Annotated in this window: 11 protein-coding genes; 10 read left to right on the top strand and 1 reads right to left on the bottom strand. The window is 44.1% G+C overall.

Annotated features, from left to right (window positions below; genetic code table 11):
* Positions 1-6: 6 nt before the first annotated feature.
* The 10 genes from AACP56_RS12100 (at position 7) to AACP56_RS12055 (ending at position 16363) form a co-directional block, all read left to right on the top strand.
* Positions 7-1170 (top strand): FecR family protein, encoded by a 1164-nt coding sequence (locus AACP56_RS12100; protein ID WP_339337176.1) that lies wholly within the window; start codon positions 7-9, stop codon positions 1168-1170.
* Between the two features lie 139 nt (positions 1171-1309).
* Positions 1310-4819, top strand: a complete 3510-nt coding sequence (locus tag AACP56_RS12095) for a SusC/RagA family TonB-linked outer membrane protein (RefSeq protein WP_339337177.1) — start codon at positions 1310-1312, stop codon at positions 4817-4819.
* 25 nt (positions 4820-4844) lie between these two features.
* A complete protein-coding gene (locus tag AACP56_RS12090) occupies positions 4845-6248 on the top strand; it encodes a SusD/RagB family nutrient-binding outer membrane lipoprotein (protein ID WP_339337178.1) in 1404 nt (467 codons plus the stop codon).
* 30 nt (positions 6249-6278) lie between these two features.
* Positions 6279-6920 carry a heavy-metal-associated domain-containing protein gene (locus AACP56_RS12085; protein ID WP_339337179.1) on the top strand — a complete coding sequence of 214 codons (642 nt, stop codon included), beginning with the start codon at positions 6279-6281 and terminating at the stop codon, positions 6918-6920.
* A 148-nt stretch (positions 6921-7068) separates the two neighbouring features.
* Complete coding sequence (locus tag AACP56_RS12080) at positions 7069-8550, top strand: aminotransferase class V-fold PLP-dependent enzyme (protein WP_339337180.1); 1482 nt, start codon at positions 7069-7071, stop codon at positions 8548-8550.
* Between the two features lie 20 nt (positions 8551-8570).
* Positions 8571-11600 carry an amidohydrolase family protein gene (locus AACP56_RS12075; RefSeq protein WP_339337181.1) on the top strand — a complete coding sequence of 1010 codons (3030 nt, stop codon included), beginning with the start codon at positions 8571-8573 and terminating at the stop codon, positions 11598-11600.
* Between the two features lie 13 nt (positions 11601-11613).
* On the top strand, positions 11614-12936 hold the full coding sequence (locus tag AACP56_RS12070; RefSeq protein WP_339337182.1) for an amidohydrolase family protein: 1323 nt from the start codon (positions 11614-11616) through the stop codon (positions 12934-12936).
* A gap of 9 nt (positions 12937-12945) precedes the next feature.
* Complete coding sequence (locus tag AACP56_RS12065) at positions 12946-14313, top strand: alanine/glycine:cation symporter family protein (protein WP_339337183.1); 1368 nt, start codon at positions 12946-12948, stop codon at positions 14311-14313.
* Between the two features lie 10 nt (positions 14314-14323).
* A complete protein-coding gene (locus tag AACP56_RS12060; protein WP_339337184.1) occupies positions 14324-15592 on the top strand; it encodes a M14 family metallopeptidase in 1269 nt (422 codons plus the stop codon).
* Positions 15593-15598: 6 nt separating this feature from the next.
* Complete coding sequence (locus AACP56_RS12055) at positions 15599-16363, top strand: DUF6503 family protein (protein ID WP_339337185.1); 765 nt, start codon at positions 15599-15601, stop codon at positions 16361-16363.
* A 58-nt stretch (positions 16364-16421) separates the two neighbouring features.
* Here AACP56_RS12055 and AACP56_RS12050 read toward each other — a convergent pair whose 3' ends face one another.
* Positions 16422-16850 carry a Rieske (2Fe-2S) protein gene (locus AACP56_RS12050; protein WP_339337186.1) on the bottom strand — a complete coding sequence of 143 codons (429 nt, stop codon included), beginning with the start codon at positions 16848-16850 and terminating at the stop codon, positions 16422-16424.
* Between the last annotated feature and the right edge of the window lie 70 nt (positions 16851-16920).

The following is a 16920-nucleotide window of genomic DNA, read 5'->3' as shown; positions in this document are numbered from 1 at the left end:
CGCAAAATGATAGATAAAGAGGTCGAATTATTGATTTTTAAATACCTGGACAAAACGGCCGATGACAATGATCTTCGTGTTCTGGGCAATTGGGTAGAAGCGAACGAAGATAAGTTTGCTGAATACATTCGTTTGAACACCTTGATCAAAGGGTCCGTTGCAACGGAAAATATCAAAAAGGCTCGGAATGCCCTTTTGGCAAAAGTTAAGACCAGAAGAAGAGTAAAAAATCGGATAGCCCCGTTCTATAAGTATGCCGCATTGTTTATAGGGATCGTTGGGTTGCTCTTTTTCTATAAAAATTACACTTCTGAAAATATTATGGAAGGCACCGGCGTTTCGAATGTTTCAGATGAAAACATTATACTTAAACTGGGAGATGGTACTGTTGAAGTTATTTCCGATAAAAATAAAAAAGAGAAACAGATTATTAATACAAATGGTGAGGTAACAGTTGTACAAAAAGGGAATAGCCTACTTTATTCGAGCGGGAACACGAGCGGTAATGTCATTTATAACGAATTACAAGTACCCTATGGAAAAATATTCGAGCTGGTACTATCGGATAAAACAAGGGTTCACCTAAACGCCGGTAGTTCGCTGAGATATCCGGTCAGATTTAAAGAAAGCGGCCAAAGGCAAGTATTCTTGAAGGGAGAAGCTTATTTTTCGGTAACAGAAAATAGTGAAAACCCCTTTGTTGTAAATGCGGATCAGGTAGACATTGAGGTGTTGGGTACAGAGTTCAATGTTTCCTTTTATCCTGAAGATCCTGAGGTAAGAACGGTTTTGGTGGAAGGTGCAGTGAAGGTATTCCGATCGAACCTTGAACAATCCTCGACTTTGCTGAATCCAGGACACATGGCCGCATTTAATAGGAAAAACGGCTCACTGGATATCACCAGGGTAGATACCTCACTCTACACCGCTTGGAAAGACGGTATTCTACTTTTTAGGAACACCCCTTTTTCCAGCATCAAAAAGAAGCTTGAACGCCATTTTAACATCTCCATAGTGAATAACTACAAATTTTTGGACAATCAAATATATACGGCCTCATTTTATAAAGAAGAAGATGTAAAACAAATTTTAGAGGTTTTTAAGGAAGATACTCCGTTCGAGTACCGCACGGAAGACAAAACAATAACCCTTACCCGACCGATTCGTTAATAAATACCAGAAGAGCCTATGGGATAGAAAAACAATGACTTCAATAAATCATGAATAAAAAATCGGAAAATGCGCCAACATTTCCCGATAGTAGCATGATTTAAAAAAGAATTTAAACCACTAAAAACTATTTAAAAGTATGAAAAAATCAATCATAGGTACGTTTTTCAAATTGAAAAACGCATATAAATTTGATCTCAAAATGAAAATTACCACTTTACTGCTAGTTATATCATTGTTTGAGATTCATGCGAATACCTACTCTCAAAATAAAAAAATCTCGTTAAGACAGGACAACGTCTCCCTTCAAAAAGTACTGGATAAGATTGAATCCCTTTCGGATTTCAAATTTACCTATAACCACCGAAAAGTAGATATTAACAGAAAAATAACCATAAACGTGGAGAAAAAACCTATTTCCGCAATTTTGGAAAAAATTTTTTCAGAAACGAACATTGCTTATGTGGTACGAAAAAACTATATCGTTTTAAGGCTTAAAAAAGAAAAGGACGATCAACAACGAGTACTGTTAAAAGAACAGCAGTCCATGACCGTTACTGGAACTGTAACCGACAAGGAAGGGGTTCCCCTCGCAGGGGTCAATATTATAATCAAGGGAACGACCAAAGGTGTTTCCACCAACTTCGACGGAAAGTATAAAACTAGAGCATCTTCTGGAGACATATTGGTTTTCTCCTATATCGGTTTTCGGACCACTGAGGTAACGGTTGGCCAAGATGCTATAATAAATCTTGAAATGGCACCTAGTGCCAACCAATTGGATGAAGTAATTTTGACGGCCATTGGTACAAAGCAATTAAAAGACGAAACGGGTGCCACCAGTTCATCCGTAGAACCCGAACGCATCGTAAAATCCGGGGAAACAGGTGTCATCAATGCGCTTTCGGGAAAAGTTTCCGGTCTTCGTATTGCCCGGCAAAATGGTGATCCCGGGGCAGGTGCCAATATACAGATTAGGGGCATCAACTCCATTGAGGGCGATAGTAATCCACTGATCATTATAGACGGTATCCCGGTAAGCAACGACTCGTTTGATGATGACGGTGTTGGCGGCAGTACAAGCGTTACCCAACAATCAAGATTAAACGACATCAACCAGAACGATATTGAAAATGTTCAAATTTTGAAAGGGGCATCGGCGGCCGCCTTATGGGGTTCGCGTGCGGCCAACGGGGTTATTTTAATTACCACCAAAGGAGGGTCGTTCAATAGACGCCCTACATTTACCTACAGCTCTACCTACTCCATTGATGATATTTCGGTAAGGGTACCCTTGCAGGACAAGTTTGGACAAGGAAGAGGAGGCGTACGGGCATTGAACAGGACCGAATCATGGGGCGACCGTATCGCTGACCGACCCGGAGGTGAAGATGACTTTGACACCAGTGGAGAGTATTTTGTTACCCCTTCCGGCGAATTGTATTATCCCATTGCCAATAAAAATTCCAGGCAAACGTTTATCGACGAGAATTTTGATGCCGTATTTAGAAACGGCTCATTTCTACAGCACGATTTTTCTGTTGCCGGTGGTGGTCAAAAGGCCTCCTATTTTTTTAGCTACGGTATCCTGGAACAGGATGGAATCGTCAAAAACGCGGATTATAACCGTCAGAACATTAGACTGAACACCAAAGTAAATCTTACTGATTGGCTGGATGTTCGAAACAACGTGGCCTACACGTTTACCAAATCGAACCGAATTCGAGGAGGTGGAAGTATCACGGGCCTTTATATTGGTTTGCTGAGAAATCCTGCGGATTTTGATATCCGAGGCCACATTGGAACCTATGTCGATGAAGACGGTGATGTTTTCCAGAACAGGCAGCGTTCTTATCGTAACCAGCTAGGGGCTTCCAACAATGCAGGATATAACAACCCCTTATGGACCCTATACGAGCAACGAAACGAAACCAGGGTAGATCGATTTTTAATGACCCCCGAAATAAATATTAGGGCCTTGAACTGGCTAGACTTCACACTTCGTGGTGGATTGGACTATTACTCGGATGAAAGGTTGCAGTTTCTGCCGATCAATACGTCCGGGGGGGCGAGGTTTGGTGATATGCGTTCAACCGTTGCGGTAAGTAAGGAGTACAATTTTGACCTTCTTATGAAAACCAAGCATAATCTCACACCGGATATAAACGTGAACACAACATTGGGTTTTAACTTCAATAACAGAAAAAGAGCCACATCATCCATAAGATTGACCCCGTTTGTGGTGGATTCCAGGCAACCTATTTCAGATTTGAACCCGGATGATGCTTCCACAAGCTGGAGCAGGAATTTACGTCAGATCCGTACCAATAGAGGTTATGCGCTGGTTAATTTTGGCTTGTTCGACCAGCTGTTCGTCAATGCGTCTGCCTCGTTAGAGGCATCTTCTACCATTGAAGGAGCGTTCTTTTATCCTTCCGTGGACATGGCATGGCAGTTCAGCGACCTTTTTGAAAGTGACGGACAATTTTTCGGGAAGTTGAGGGCTTCATGGGGCAAAGTAGGTATTCAACCGGCTCCTTATCGTTTTGAAACACTTGCGACCACCGGTTTTACAGACTTCGGTGGTGTTTTTGAGGTCTCCGATGTGCAAGGAAACCGTAATCTTAGGCCAGAAATAAAAACAGAATATGAAATTGGTGCCGATCTACGGTTTTTTAAGAACAGGCTGAATTTAGGTATCACCTATTATGAAAATGAAATCGATGATATTCTTTTTGAAGTTAAAACCAACCCTAGCTCAGGATTCAACAATAGTTACCGAAATGCGGGAATTATAGAAAACAAAGGTTGGGAAGTGGACCTGACCGCAAAAATCATTGACAAAGAAGATTTTAATTGGTCGTTTAACGCAAACTTCAACAACAATGACAACTTAGTAGTTGACATTTTCGGGGCGGAGACCGTTGATATCGGGGGTACATCAAAAGCTGTCAAAGGGTTTCCTATGAGCTCCTTTTGGTTGCCCGCTTCAGTTCTTAATGAAGATGGTACCCGTGCATTGGATGAGAACGGATTTCCTGAAGTGGATACCGAAAGACGGGTTATAGGGGATCCCAATCCCGATTGGAGAGGTGGTGCCGGTATGCAACTGAACTTTAAGGGTTTTGACTTTAGCTTTCTCTTTGAACACTCACAGGGCGGGGATTTCATCAACCGCGGAAGAATCGTGATGTATGGGTTCGGTACGCACGCTGATGTAGGCAACGAAGTTACCCTGACCGAGGATTTGGTGAACGTAAATGGCGATGTGTTCAGTGCCGGAACTACGGTTAGGGGCAACATAACTGATTTTGGGGCCGGTAATGTATTGCTCGATGAATCCTTTTATAGAACACGTGGCGGGGGCCTTGGGTTCAACAAACTCAACGACCTCTATGTTGAGGATGCCACATGGACCAAACTTCGGAACGTGACCTTAGGTTATACGTTCGATAGAAACAGGTACAAAAACTTTCCCCTGAAAAGCCTAAGGATAGCTTTGACGGGTAGGGACCTCATTTTGTGGACGGACATCGTAGGCTCTGATCCAGAGACCAGTTATTATGGTATCAGCAATGCCTCGGGGATGGACTATTTTACCAACCCCTCGACCCGTTCCGTGCTTTTTAACCTAACGGCTACCTTTTAAACCACGAACCCTAAAACAGTATAAAATGAAAACAACAAATAAAAATCATATCATCCTATTACTAATGTTCGCTTCCCTTTTTATCGGATGTGAAGAATTGGTGGATGATATAAATGAAAACCCCAACAGTTTTACATTAGACGAATTGGATCCAGGGCTTTTCCTGAATGGTGCGGAGCTTAATTCCATAAATATCCTATTGGGTTCCACCAGCCGAATGGCTGGATATTGGTCCGGTCAACTAATAGGCTTTGACCAGACCGAGCTAGAGCGCTATAACTACAACGTAACCTTTACAGATTTCAGTTGGGACGGGTATCAAAGTGTAGTAACTCCTTTAAGGGAGATTAGGATAAGAACGGAAGACAACAACCTTTATCAAGGAATTACAAGGATCTTGGAAGCTCAGATTATAGGCAACTATGCTTCTGTGTACGGTGATATCGTTTACTCGAATGCCCTGTCGGATATTGACAATCCCGAATTCGATGGTCAGGCAGAAGTATTCGATTCGTTACAGTCCCTGTTGGATATAGGAATCAGTAACCTGTCCAACGTTACCCCTCAAGATGTGGTATTGGAGGATTTTCTGTTCAATGGCGACGCAACAAAATGGTTACAGTCCGCTTGGACTTTGAAAGCCAGGTTTTATATGCTGACCCGGCAATATGATTTGGCCTATGCAGCGGCACAGAACGGAATAGCATCACAGGACAACAGTATGATCTTTGTTCCCTTGGATCTTGAGGACGTGACCAGCACAAAAAACAAATTTTGGATATTGCTTAACAACACGCCTAGTGTGGGAACTGGAAACAGTTACCTTGTCCAGCTTTTGGATCCGTCCAGTGGTATTTCGAGAAACAATACAAAAACCGATGAAACTGCCAGGTTACGGTACTATACCATCAACGAGAACGACCCCGACGGTAATTTGGGTATCGCCAATGAACTGGAACCACAACCCTTGATCACCTATAAAGAGAATATATTGATCTTGGCCGAGGCCGGTGCCCGTACCCAAGGTTTCAATGTCGGTCTGGGCCATCTGAACTCATGGCGGTCCCAACTGGCCACTGGTGATTTTTTCAATGCCAGTGTTGCGGGGGAACCCATTTTATACGATGCCTACACCGGTGCTGATTTTGGCCCGGGCGGTATAGAAAACCCTGACAATATAGATACGGACACTGCATTACTTCGTGAGATTGTAGAAGAACGATACGTAACGGGCTTTACCACCTTCATGCCGTTCGACGATGCCAGAAGGTTGCGTAGGGAGAATGCCGTGGCGGTACCTTTTCCAAATAATACAACCACCGCCCCAGGAAGGGTAGAACGGTTTTTGTACCCAGAGGATGAAGTTCTAGCCAACACAAGCGTGCCAGATGATCCAGGTCTTTTTGCGCCAAATCCCATTAATCAATAATAAATATCAATTTTCTTAAAATTAAATTCAATGAAAAAGCAAGTAAAAAATTTTATGCTACTAATGTTTACCCTTTGTGCTGTATCCCTTGGTAATGCCCAAGAGAAATCGACAGAATTCGAGGTATTGGGCAACTGCAATGGCTGCAAAAAACGTATCGAGAAAGCAGCTAACTCAATAGAAGGTGTGGCCAGCGCCTCGTGGAACAAGGACAGCAAAATAATAGAGGTGGCGTATGATTCGGAAAAGACCTCATTGGAAGATATATCCAAGGCCATAAACGAAGTAGGCCACGATACAAAATTTGGGAAAGCAAGCGATAGCGCCTATGATGCCTTACCGGGCTGTTGCCAGTATGATAGGGAAGGTCCCGACAGTTCAAAAGCTTCCAAAGAAGAGGCCGTAGCTTCTTATAGCTTTACGGTTTCCGGAAATTGCGGAATGTGCAAAAAACGTATCGAAAAAGCGGCTAAAGGTGTAGCGGGAGTAATCGATGCAAATTGGGATAAAGAGACCAAGGTTGTCGATATCCAAGTTTCCGAGGATAGCACAACAAGGGATATGGTTTCGGAGGCGATTGCTGGCGTAGGCCACGATACCGAATTTCATAAGGCCGAAGCGTCAATATATAATGACTTACCGGGCTGTTGCCAGTATGATAGGGTGCAATAAACATTTTAAACTTAGGGCTGTTCGCATTATTCGAATCATTTCAGGACCCGGATTGGAAGAAAATTTTAGAGTTAGTTTTCCTTGTTTGAGTTAGTCGATCCCGTTCTGGATCAATAATGTTAGAGCAGCCCTTTTTTATTACAAAAGGATGGTCGAAGAAAAAACAACTGCCCTTGAAACCTATTTCCAGGGTTTTAGAAGGGATATCATAGGGGTTACCCATGAAATAGAGACCCCATATGGAAAAAAACCGCTGGTCTACGCGGATTGGATCGCCAGCGGTCGGCTCTACGCCCCGATAGAGGATATCATGCGCAACAGCATCGGACCTATGGTCGGCAATACCCATTCGGAAAGCTCGCAAACCGGTAAATTGATGACCCATTTGTATGAAACGGCCAAGCAGCTTATTAAGGGGCATGTGAATGCATCAGACGAAGATGTCATCATTACGACGGACACGGGCATGACCGGTGTTCTCTGTAAGTTTCAACGGATTCTAGGTCTTAAGGTTCCCGAAAAACTTTCGCATTTGTTGGAAATATCCGAAAGCGAACGTCCCGTAGTTTTTCTGACCCATATGGAGCATCACTCCAATCAAACCACTTGGCTGGAGACCATTGCAGATGTGGTGGTTCTGGAACCTTCGGAAGGATTGTTCGTAGATGCGAAAAAGCTTGAACAACAACTGGATAAATATAAGGACCGCAAATTAAAAATAGGCTCCTTTACCGCCTGCTCGAATGTAACCGGGGTAAGTGCCCCCTACTACGAACTGGCAGAGATCATGCATGAACACGGCGGATTTTGCTTCGTGGATTTTGCGGCCTCCGCACCCTACGTCGATATGGATATGCATCCCAAAAAAGAATCCCAAAGGTTGGATGCCATCTTCTTTTCGCCCCATAAATTCCTGGGAGGTCCCGGAAGTTCCGGTGTCTTGGTCTTTAGTAAAAACCTATACAAAAACCGTATCCCCGATAATCCCGGTGGAGGAACGGTAACCTGGACCAATCCTTGGGGCGGACATCATTTTTTTGAGAGTGTCGAGGCCCGTGAAGACGGTGGTACGCCCGGATTTCTCCAAACCATGAGAACGGTGTTGGCAATTAAGTTGAAGGAAAAAATGGGAGTTGAAAAAATCCGCCAACGCGAAAATGAATTGGTACGCAAATGTTTTGAAGGACTTCATAAAATTAGGGGAATACAAATATTGGCAAAAGAAGTACGGTACAGGTTGGGGGTCTTTTCCTTCTATTTTGAAGATGTACACTACAATTTGGCCGTAAAACTTTTGAACGACCGATATGGAATACAAGTACGGGGCGGTTGTTCCTGTGCAGGTACGTATGGCCATTTGTTGCTCAACGTTAGCAAAGAAGAATCCAAAAGGATAACGGATCAAATAGATGAAGGTGTCCTTGCCGAAAAGCCGGGTTGGGTAAGGGTGTCGCTGCATCCGACCATGACCAATGATGAGCTGGACTATATTCTCAATGCAATCAGAGAGATTTCGGAGCATGGAAAGGAATGGTCGAGGGAATATCGGTACAATGCAAACAAGAATGAGTTTTACCACATCCAAGAAAAATCGGAAAACCCCAACCTGACCGATTGGTTCAGCCTATAATCCATGAATACTATATTTATATGAAATTGAGATACTTTATAAAAGCTGAACGGACTTCATTGTTCTTTGCCCTGGTCTTTGGCTTTTTTTTTAACACCATGATTGGTCAGGAAACCTTTCCGAAAAACGATGTGGCAGACAAGAGGCCCGAAGCCTTTGCCCTTACCAACGCCATGATCGTCACGGCCCCTGGAGCAAAATTGGAAAACGCTACACTGTTGATTAGAAATGGTATGGTCGAAACGGTGACATCCAACGGGACGGTTCCGGATGGCTACACGAAAATTGATATGGCCGGGCATCACATTTATCCCTCATTTATAGATATTTTCAGTACCTATGGACAGCCTGAGGTAACAAAACGGCCAAGAGGAAATCCTTACGTTAAAAAAGAACAGATACAGTCGGACACCAAGGGTGCCTATAACGCCAACGAGGCCATAAAGGCTTCCTATAAAGCGGCGGACGGATTTGAAGTGGATACCCAGAACGCCAAAAAACTAAGGGAACAGGGGTTCGGTGCCGTAGCGAGTCTGCGCCCGGACGGTATTGCAAGGGGTACGGCCGCTTTGGTGCTTTTGGGCGACAAGCGAGAAAACCAAATGGTAGTACGGTCACAGGTTGCATCCCACTTTTCATTTGATAAGGGCAGCTCTACCCAAGATTTTCCGATATCCCCCATGGGTTCCATTGCGCTGTTAAGACAGACCTTTTATGATGCCGCATGGTACAAGGACCTGGCTCCCAAACCTTTTACCGATCTTTCACTGGAAGCCCTGGCAAATAGCAACCCGTTACCAAAGATTTTTGAAACGAACGGTTGGTTGACTGCCTTACGGGCGGCAAAAATTGCCCAAGAATTCAATATGCGGTTCATCATCAAGGGAGGCGGTGACGAGTACCAACGTTTGGAGGAAATTAAAGCAACAAATTCCCAGTTAATAATTCCCTTGAATTTCCCCAAGACATTTGATGTAAGCAATCCGTACATCACCCAAAAAATTTCCCTGGCAGACCTCAAACATTGGGAAATGGCCCCGAGCAATCCTGCCCTTCTGGAAAAAAACGGTATCACCTTTGCGTTTACCGCGCATCCGTCGGCCAACAGTAGTGATTTTCTTGCCAACCTCAGGAAAGCGGTCAGTTTTGGGCTAAATGAAGAAACGGCTTTGGCGGCACTGACTACCGTACCTGCCAAGATGCTGCGATCGGAAAGCAGTTTGGGTTCTTTGGAAAAGGGCAAGATCGCCAACTTTTTGATAACGGACGGAAATCTATTTAACCCTAATACGAGCGTATTGGAGAATTGGATAAGGGGAACACGACATACCCTACAACAACTTCCTATTGCCAAAATTTTGGGGACATACCGGCTTAAGCTACCCGAAGGCCGGTTCGATCTGAAACTGGAGTCCGCCAAAGGAAAATATCGGGCCCATGTCATTAACGCATCAGGGGAAAATCTCAAAGCCGATTTTTCGATTCACGGATCTATGGCAAGCCTACAATTTAACTTGCCGAGTAAAGGAACCTATACTTTGGGCGGCTTCTATACTTTCGAAGACCAAACAGTCCTTTTTTCAGGAACGGGCAGCTTGAACTACGAAAATGAATGGAGTTGGAGCGCACGGAAGATTTCCCCCTTAAAAGAGACTATCAATGACAATGATTTGATCGATAGACGAATCAGCGGAAATATTGTTTATCCATTTATGGCCTATGGAAATACAGAGAAAATTAGGCCAGAAAGACTACTTATCAAAAACACCAATGTATGGACCAACGAAGACATCGGCGTGTTGGAGAATATGGACGTATTGGTAACCAATGGTAAAATTGAGCGCATCGGAACAAATCTGGAAGACACCACTGCCAAAAGAATCGATGGTACAGGTAAACACCTTACCCCGGGCATCATTGATGAACATTCGCATATTGCCATCAGTGCGGTCAACGACATTGCGGCCAACTCCGGTATGGTACGTATGGGGGACGTCATCGATTCCGAAGATATAAGTATATACAGGGCGTTGGCCGGGGGTGTGGTGGCCGCCCATATTTTGCACGGGTCGTCCGACCCCATAGGAGGGCAGTCCGCACTGATCAAATTAAAATGGGGAGAAAACCCTGAAAATCTAAAAATTAGCAAAGCGTCACCCTTTATAAAATTTGCCCTTGGCGAAAACCCCAAGCGTTCCAAAAGTGCTCCGTCCCTACGTTTTCCGAGGAGCCTTATGGGTCTGGAACAATTCTACACCAATGCCTTCGTCGAGGCCCTGGACTATAAAAAAGAATGGAATGCCTACAACGGATCGGGGAAAAAACAAAGAACATCGGTTTCCGCTCCTAGAACGGATATCCTTAAGCAGACCATGCTGGAAATTGTAGAAGGGAATCGCTTTATCTCGTGCCATTCCTATCAAGAAAAGGAAATGCTCATGTTGATGGATGTAGCCGACAGGTTCGGTTTTACGGTCAATACGTTTACCCATGCCTTGGAAGGTCATCGCATTGCCGATAAAATGGCCGCTCACGGGGTCGGCGGTAGTACATTTTCCGACAAATGGAATTTTAAGTGGGAAACCCGAAACGCCATTCCGTACAATGCGGTTATTATGCATCGGGAAGGAGTGACAACGGCCATTAATTCCGACAGCAGGGAAACCATTAGGCACCTGAACCACGAAGCGGCCAAATCGATGAAGTATGGGGGAATGAGTGCCGAGGATGCCCTTAAACTGATTACCCTTAACCCCGCCAAACTGTTGCATTTAGATAAAACGATGGGCAGTATCAAAGAGGGCAAATCCGCCGATCTGGTCCTATGGTCCGGCCCACCGCTTTCTATCTATGCAAAACCGGAAAAGACCATTGTTGAAGGTGCCATTTATTTTGATATGGATAGGGATCTTAAGCTCAGGGCCGAAATCAAAAAGGAAAGAGCACGAATCATCCAACTTATGCGCTCTGAAAAAGGGACGGCCAAAGCTGAACAAAAAATATCCACCACGAAGCCTGAATTTCATTGTGAGTATCTGGGCGAAGAGTAAAAAAAATGTTTATATGAAAACCAAAGAGTTTATTCAAAAATGTAGCTGTGTCCTTGTCCTACTTTTCTTTTTTAGTATTGGAACCGCACAACTGGTGCCGAAACCCGCCGAGGCCCAACAAGAACCTATAGTGCTGATAGGAGGAACTATCCATACCGCTACCGGGGAGGTCATCAACAATGGAGCATTGGCTTTTGCCGATGGTAAAATTTCGTTTGTCGGCAAGGCCAGCGATCCGGCGTTCGACGCATCAGGGTATACTAGTATTGAAGTAAGGGGACAACACCTGTACCCCGGCCTTATTTTGCCAAATTCCTTAATCGGTATCGAGGAAATCAGCGGTGTCCCCCACTCCAATGACAAGTTTGAGGAGGGGTCGATCAATCCGGGACTAAAGTCCTTTTATGCGTTCGACACAGGCTCAGGGCATATTCCCACGCTTAGGTACACCGGTATACTTATGGTAGAGACGATACCCTCCGGGGGTACGATATCGGGCACTTCCTCCGTAATGGAACTGGATGGATGGAGCTGGCAGGAGGCGGTCCATAAAAAGGAAGCTGCGGTACACTTGCACTGGCCTTCTTCATTGTCCCGCTCCTACGATTCCGATACCAAGACCACTAAGATAAAAAACAGCGGTTCATACGAGAACAGGGTACAAGAACTGGAGGCTTTGTTCCTTGCCGCACTATCTTACGGTAAATTAAAGAATAGGCCCGCCAACCTTAAATTAGAAGCCCTACAAGGGCTTTTTAAAGGTACTAAGGCCTTGATGATACATGCCAATGAAGCGAAAGAAATTGTGGAGAGTGTACAGTTCGCCAAAGGCATGGGCGTACAAAAAATAGGTATCCTAACCTCTTATGCGGCCCTTGACGTTGTAGATTTTCTGAAGAGCAACAATATACCCGTTATAATACCCCCAACGTACAATCTTCCGAATATGGACGACATGGATTATGATGCCCATTACAGCCTGCCACGTTTACTTTCAGAAAAAGGCATAGTAGTGGCATTGAGCCACAAGGGAATGTTGTCCACTTCCAGAAATTTTCCTTTCTATGCAGGTGTTGCGGCCGCTTTTGGAATGGACAAAGAGGAAGCGTTAAAGTTGGTCTCCCTGAATCCTGCCAAGATTTTGGGCATCGATGGTCGGGTCGGATCCCTTGAAGTTGGAAAGGATGCTACTTTTTTTGTTTCGATGGGCGATGCCCTGGATATTTTGGACAATTCACTTACCCATGCTTTTATCCGAGGTAAAAAGATAACTCTTGATGGTCCGCACCAAGAACTTTATCTTAGATATTCCAATAAATTTGGCCAAGAACACTAGTTGCGCGGAATGGATATTGAAAAAATCCTTGTCGATTTAAGCAACTGGATATGGGATCTGCCCTTATTGATATTGCTGGTAGGCGGTGGCATCTATCTTTTATTGTACTCCAGATTTTTACCGTTCAAGCATTTTTGGCATGCAATAGCCGTTTTACGCGGAAAATATGATAGCAAAGCCAGTGTTGGCCAGATCAGTGCCTTTAGGGCGTTGTCGACGGCTTTGTCATCTACCTTGGGCATGGGTAACATTTCTGGTGTAGCTATAGCTATTGGCATGGGCGGACCTGGTGCTCTTTTTTGGATGTGGATAAGTGCCTTGATCGGGATGGCGACCAAATACTATACCTGCTCACTGGCCATTATGTATCGGGGCAAAGATGATTCGGGTGTTGTTCAAGGCGGTCCTATGTATGTGATTATGCAGGGGCTTGGGAAAAAATGGAAACCCCTAGCTGTTTTCTTCTCCATAACGGGTCTTTTTGGTTCCCTTCCAATTTTTACGGCCAATCAGCTCACCCAGGTCTTAAATGACGTTCTCTTGCCCGGTCTGGGTTATGAGGCGTCCACGAAATCCTCATTGCTCATCGGAATTGCTATTAGTGTTATGGTGTCCATAGTCATCTTTGGAGGGATTCAACGTATTGCTAACTATGCAAGCAAACTCGTTCCTTTGATGGTATTGCTGTATTTCTTATCCGTATTTTATATTCTAGCCATGAACCATACCAACATTATACCGGCATTTGAACAAGTGTTTACGGATGCCTTGACGGGAAATGCCGTTTTGGGCGGTAGTCTTGGGGCTATTATCATTATTGGCGTGAGAAGGGCCGCTTTCTCCAACGAGGCAGGTATCGGCACGGCCCCTATGGCACATGGCGCATCCAAGAATACGGAGCCGGTTCGGGAAGGCTTGGTGGCCATGTTGGGCCCTTTTATTGATACCATTGTGGTATGCACCTTGACCGCCATCGCCATTTTAGTAACCAAAAGTTGGGAAACCCCGGACATCGGCGGCGTAACCGTAACATTAAATGCCTTTACAACGACCATGCCCGATTATGGTGCAATATTATTGGTGTTCATTGTATTCATCTTTGCGCTCACTTCCTTGTTTACGTATTCCTATTACGGCACTAAGTGTATCGCCTTTCTTCTGGGAACGCGGCACAAAAAAACCTACAATTATATGTATGTGGCCAGCATAACGTTGGGTTCAATTTCTACGATGAGCGGTATTGTAGGTCTCATTGACATTAGCTTTGCCTTGATGGCCATACCCACTATGCTATCTGCCCTAATCCTTTCTCCAAAGGTGAATAGGGCCACACTTATCTATTTTAAAAAGGTATATCTAAAATCCAGCACTATTTAAACCAAAGGCTATGAAAAAGATCGTAATTCTTTTATATCTAGCGAGCCTCACATCGATCAGCGCCCAAACGACGAAATTTCAGGGGCAGCCGCCAATTAAAATTGTACCTACTACTTCCAAACCAATACAAAAACAATGGAAGGCCAACTTTAAATTCAACAGTGGGGACGTGGTTTTTTCCAATGATTTTGAGGGGGCTAGACTTAATGGTGTCCTACAGGAAAATGATAGTACGTACACGGCTTTAATTACCTCTGAAAACACCCCGGTCAATACCAGTCCATGGTATGCCTTTAAGGTATGGGCCAAGGAAAAGGAGGAGATTTCGCTGATGCTGACGTATCAGGAATCGTCCAAACATAGGTATTATCCCAAACTAAGCCGTGATGGGCTCCACTGGTCGCCAATTGATTCGGTGAACTATACCGAATATGAAAAGGGGGACAAGGATTTTGGCCCTGGTTCGCTCCCGTTAAAAGTAAACATGAAATTGGAGGTAGGCCCCGATACGCTTTGGGTTGCGGGCCAAGAACTGCATACCTCGAAACATGTGTCCAACTGGAGAGGGACATTGTCGCAAAAACCTTTCATAAGTCAAATGGAAATAGGTAAAAGCCGTGAGGGAAGAAGCATAAAAGTTCTTACCATAGGTAAGGAATCGTCCAAAAACATGCTCATGGTCATATCAAGACAACATCCTCCCGAAGTCACGGGCTATCTTGCGATGAAATCCTTTATCGAAACCATAAGTTCCGATACCAAATTGGCCAGAAAGTTCAGAAGGAAATTTACTACCTATGTGGTGCCCTTGATGAACCCCGACGGCGTTGACAATGGCCATTGGCGACATAATGCCGGGGGGGTTGACTTGAACAGGGATTGGGCCAATTTCAACCAACCGGAAACCCAAGCGGTCAAACGTTTTATGGAAGAAAAGGTTGAACAGACCCAAGGAAAGTTCTATTTTGGCATAGATTTTCATTCCACTTGGGATGATATCTACTATACCGTTGACCCAAAACTAGAAGGGAATATGCCCAATTTGGTTACCGATTGGCTTACGGGCATGAAAGAGGAAGTTGAAGGGTATAATCCCAATATCAGGCCCAGTGACAAAATGCGGCCGACCACGGTCTCCCGCAATTATTTCTTCGTAGAACATGGTGCCGAAGCTTTGGTCTTTGAAATCGGGGACAATACTCCGAGGGAGTTTTTAAAGGAAAAAACACGTATTAGTGCCAACATTTTGATGCAACTGATGTTAGAACGTTTAAAATAATTTTGAATGAATCAATTTATCCATAAACCTTTTTTTGTTTTGGGCATCGGCCTATTTTTTTTCATTTCCCAAACTCGATGTTTTGGGCAGGATGATATTGTGGATAGGGTCATTGCCGTCTATGGAACAGCCAAGTTGAAAAGTGCGCAAGCTTCATTTGACTTTCGTGACCATGCCTATCAATATAAAAGAGATAATGGACAATTTACCTATACTAGGATGGGTAAAAACCGAGATGGAAGTCCGGTCCGTGATATATATAGCAACGATGGGCTCGTTCGTTATGTTGGCGATACCTTGGTTAGCCTAACCGAGAAAAGGAGAAAGGCCTATGCCAATTCCGTGAACTCTGTTATATATTTTGCGTTTTTGCCCTTATGGCTGAAAGATCCGGCCGTCATACTCCAAGACAAGGGAACATCCAAAATCAAGGGCAGGGAATACCATAAAATTAAAGTAACCTTTGGACAGGAAGACGGTGGTGATGATTTTGAGGATATTTTCTATTATTGGTTTGATGTAAAGGACCTCAGTATGGATTACTTAGCCTATAAATATAAAACGGGCAAAGGAGGTATGAGGTTTCGAGAAGCTTATAATATTCGTAAGGTCAATGGAGTAACCATACAGGACTACCACAACTTCAGGCCAAAGTTAAAGGGAAGCGTTCCTTTTGACCTAATCGAAAAGGCGTTCGAGAATGGGCAATTGGAAGAGCTTTCCATCATAGAATTGAAAAATGTAAAAATAAAGGCAATACCCAAAACGTGAATTCGTACAATGGACTAATTTTGAATATACCCGAAAACGGGGTTAAAAACAAAATATTCTATTCAAATACCCGCAACAGACTACCTGTAAGTTCCGTGTTAAATACCTTTAACGGATTGTTTGTGATGTTGTTCAAGGGAGCTCCCTCTTGATTGAATCTGGCCCCGTGGGTGGCACAACGGTAGATGCCGCCATCTTCGGTAATAAACCGCACCTCTTCGGTTTGTTGATGGCTACAGATTTGGCTGGCGGCCACATACTGTCCCTCCAAGTTTTTAGCCACAACCACAAATTCCTTTAGGATAAATCCCCCGTTGTTCTGTAAAGGCGTACTTTCCTGAGCGTCAAGGTCAATGGTAAAATCAATTCCGGTGGGGACCGGAAGACCCGTTTCGGCACTGTCTTTGGAACAACCATGAACACAGGGAAAAACTATAGCGAATGCCGCACCGGCACCCAGACTTCGTAAAAATTGCTTTCTTTCCATAACAGATTTGTTTATAAGAAATGAACGACTTTATTGGAAAAATAGTATTAGTCAATACGTCGCTATTAAT

This window comes from Croceitalea sp. MTPC6 (assembly GCF_036985525.1).
In the GTDB taxonomy this organism is placed as follows: Bacteria; Bacteroidota; Bacteroidia; order Flavobacteriales; family Flavobacteriaceae; genus Croceitalea.
The sequence above is the reverse complement of the archived record's forward strand: the minus strand, read 5'-3'. Positions and strand labels throughout refer to the sequence as shown.

Excerpts from the sequence above, each read along its gene's own strand:
- AACP56_RS12100 (WP_339337176.1), top strand. The coding sequence starts at position 7 with ATGATAGATAAAGAGGTCGAATTATTGATTTTTAAATACCTGGACAAA.
- AACP56_RS12095 (WP_339337177.1), top strand. The coding sequence starts at position 1,310 with ATGAAAAAATCAATCATAGGTACGTTTTTCAAATTGAAAAACGCATAT.
- AACP56_RS12090 (WP_339337178.1), top strand. The coding sequence starts at position 4,845 with ATGAAAACAACAAATAAAAATCATATCATCCTATTACTAATGTTCGCT.
- AACP56_RS12085 (WP_339337179.1), top strand. The coding sequence starts at position 6,279 with ATGAAAAAGCAAGTAAAAAATTTTATGCTACTAATGTTTACCCTTTGT.
- AACP56_RS12080 (WP_339337180.1), top strand. The coding sequence starts at position 7,069 with ATGGTCGAAGAAAAAACAACTGCCCTTGAAACCTATTTCCAGGGTTTT.
- AACP56_RS12075 (WP_339337181.1), top strand. The coding sequence starts at position 8,571 with ATGAAATTGAGATACTTTATAAAAGCTGAACGGACTTCATTGTTCTTT.
- AACP56_RS12070 (WP_339337182.1), top strand. The coding sequence starts at position 11,614 with ATGAAAACCAAAGAGTTTATTCAAAAATGTAGCTGTGTCCTTGTCCTA.
- AACP56_RS12065 (WP_339337183.1), top strand. The coding sequence starts at position 12,946 with ATGGATATTGAAAAAATCCTTGTCGATTTAAGCAACTGGATATGGGAT.
- AACP56_RS12060 (WP_339337184.1), top strand. The coding sequence starts at position 14,324 with ATGAAAAAGATCGTAATTCTTTTATATCTAGCGAGCCTCACATCGATC.
- AACP56_RS12055 (WP_339337185.1), top strand. The coding sequence starts at position 15,599 with ATGAATCAATTTATCCATAAACCTTTTTTTGTTTTGGGCATCGGCCTA.
- AACP56_RS12050 (WP_339337186.1), bottom strand. The coding sequence starts at position 16,850 with ATGGAAAGAAAGCAATTTTTACGAAGTCTGGGTGCCGGTGCGGCATTC.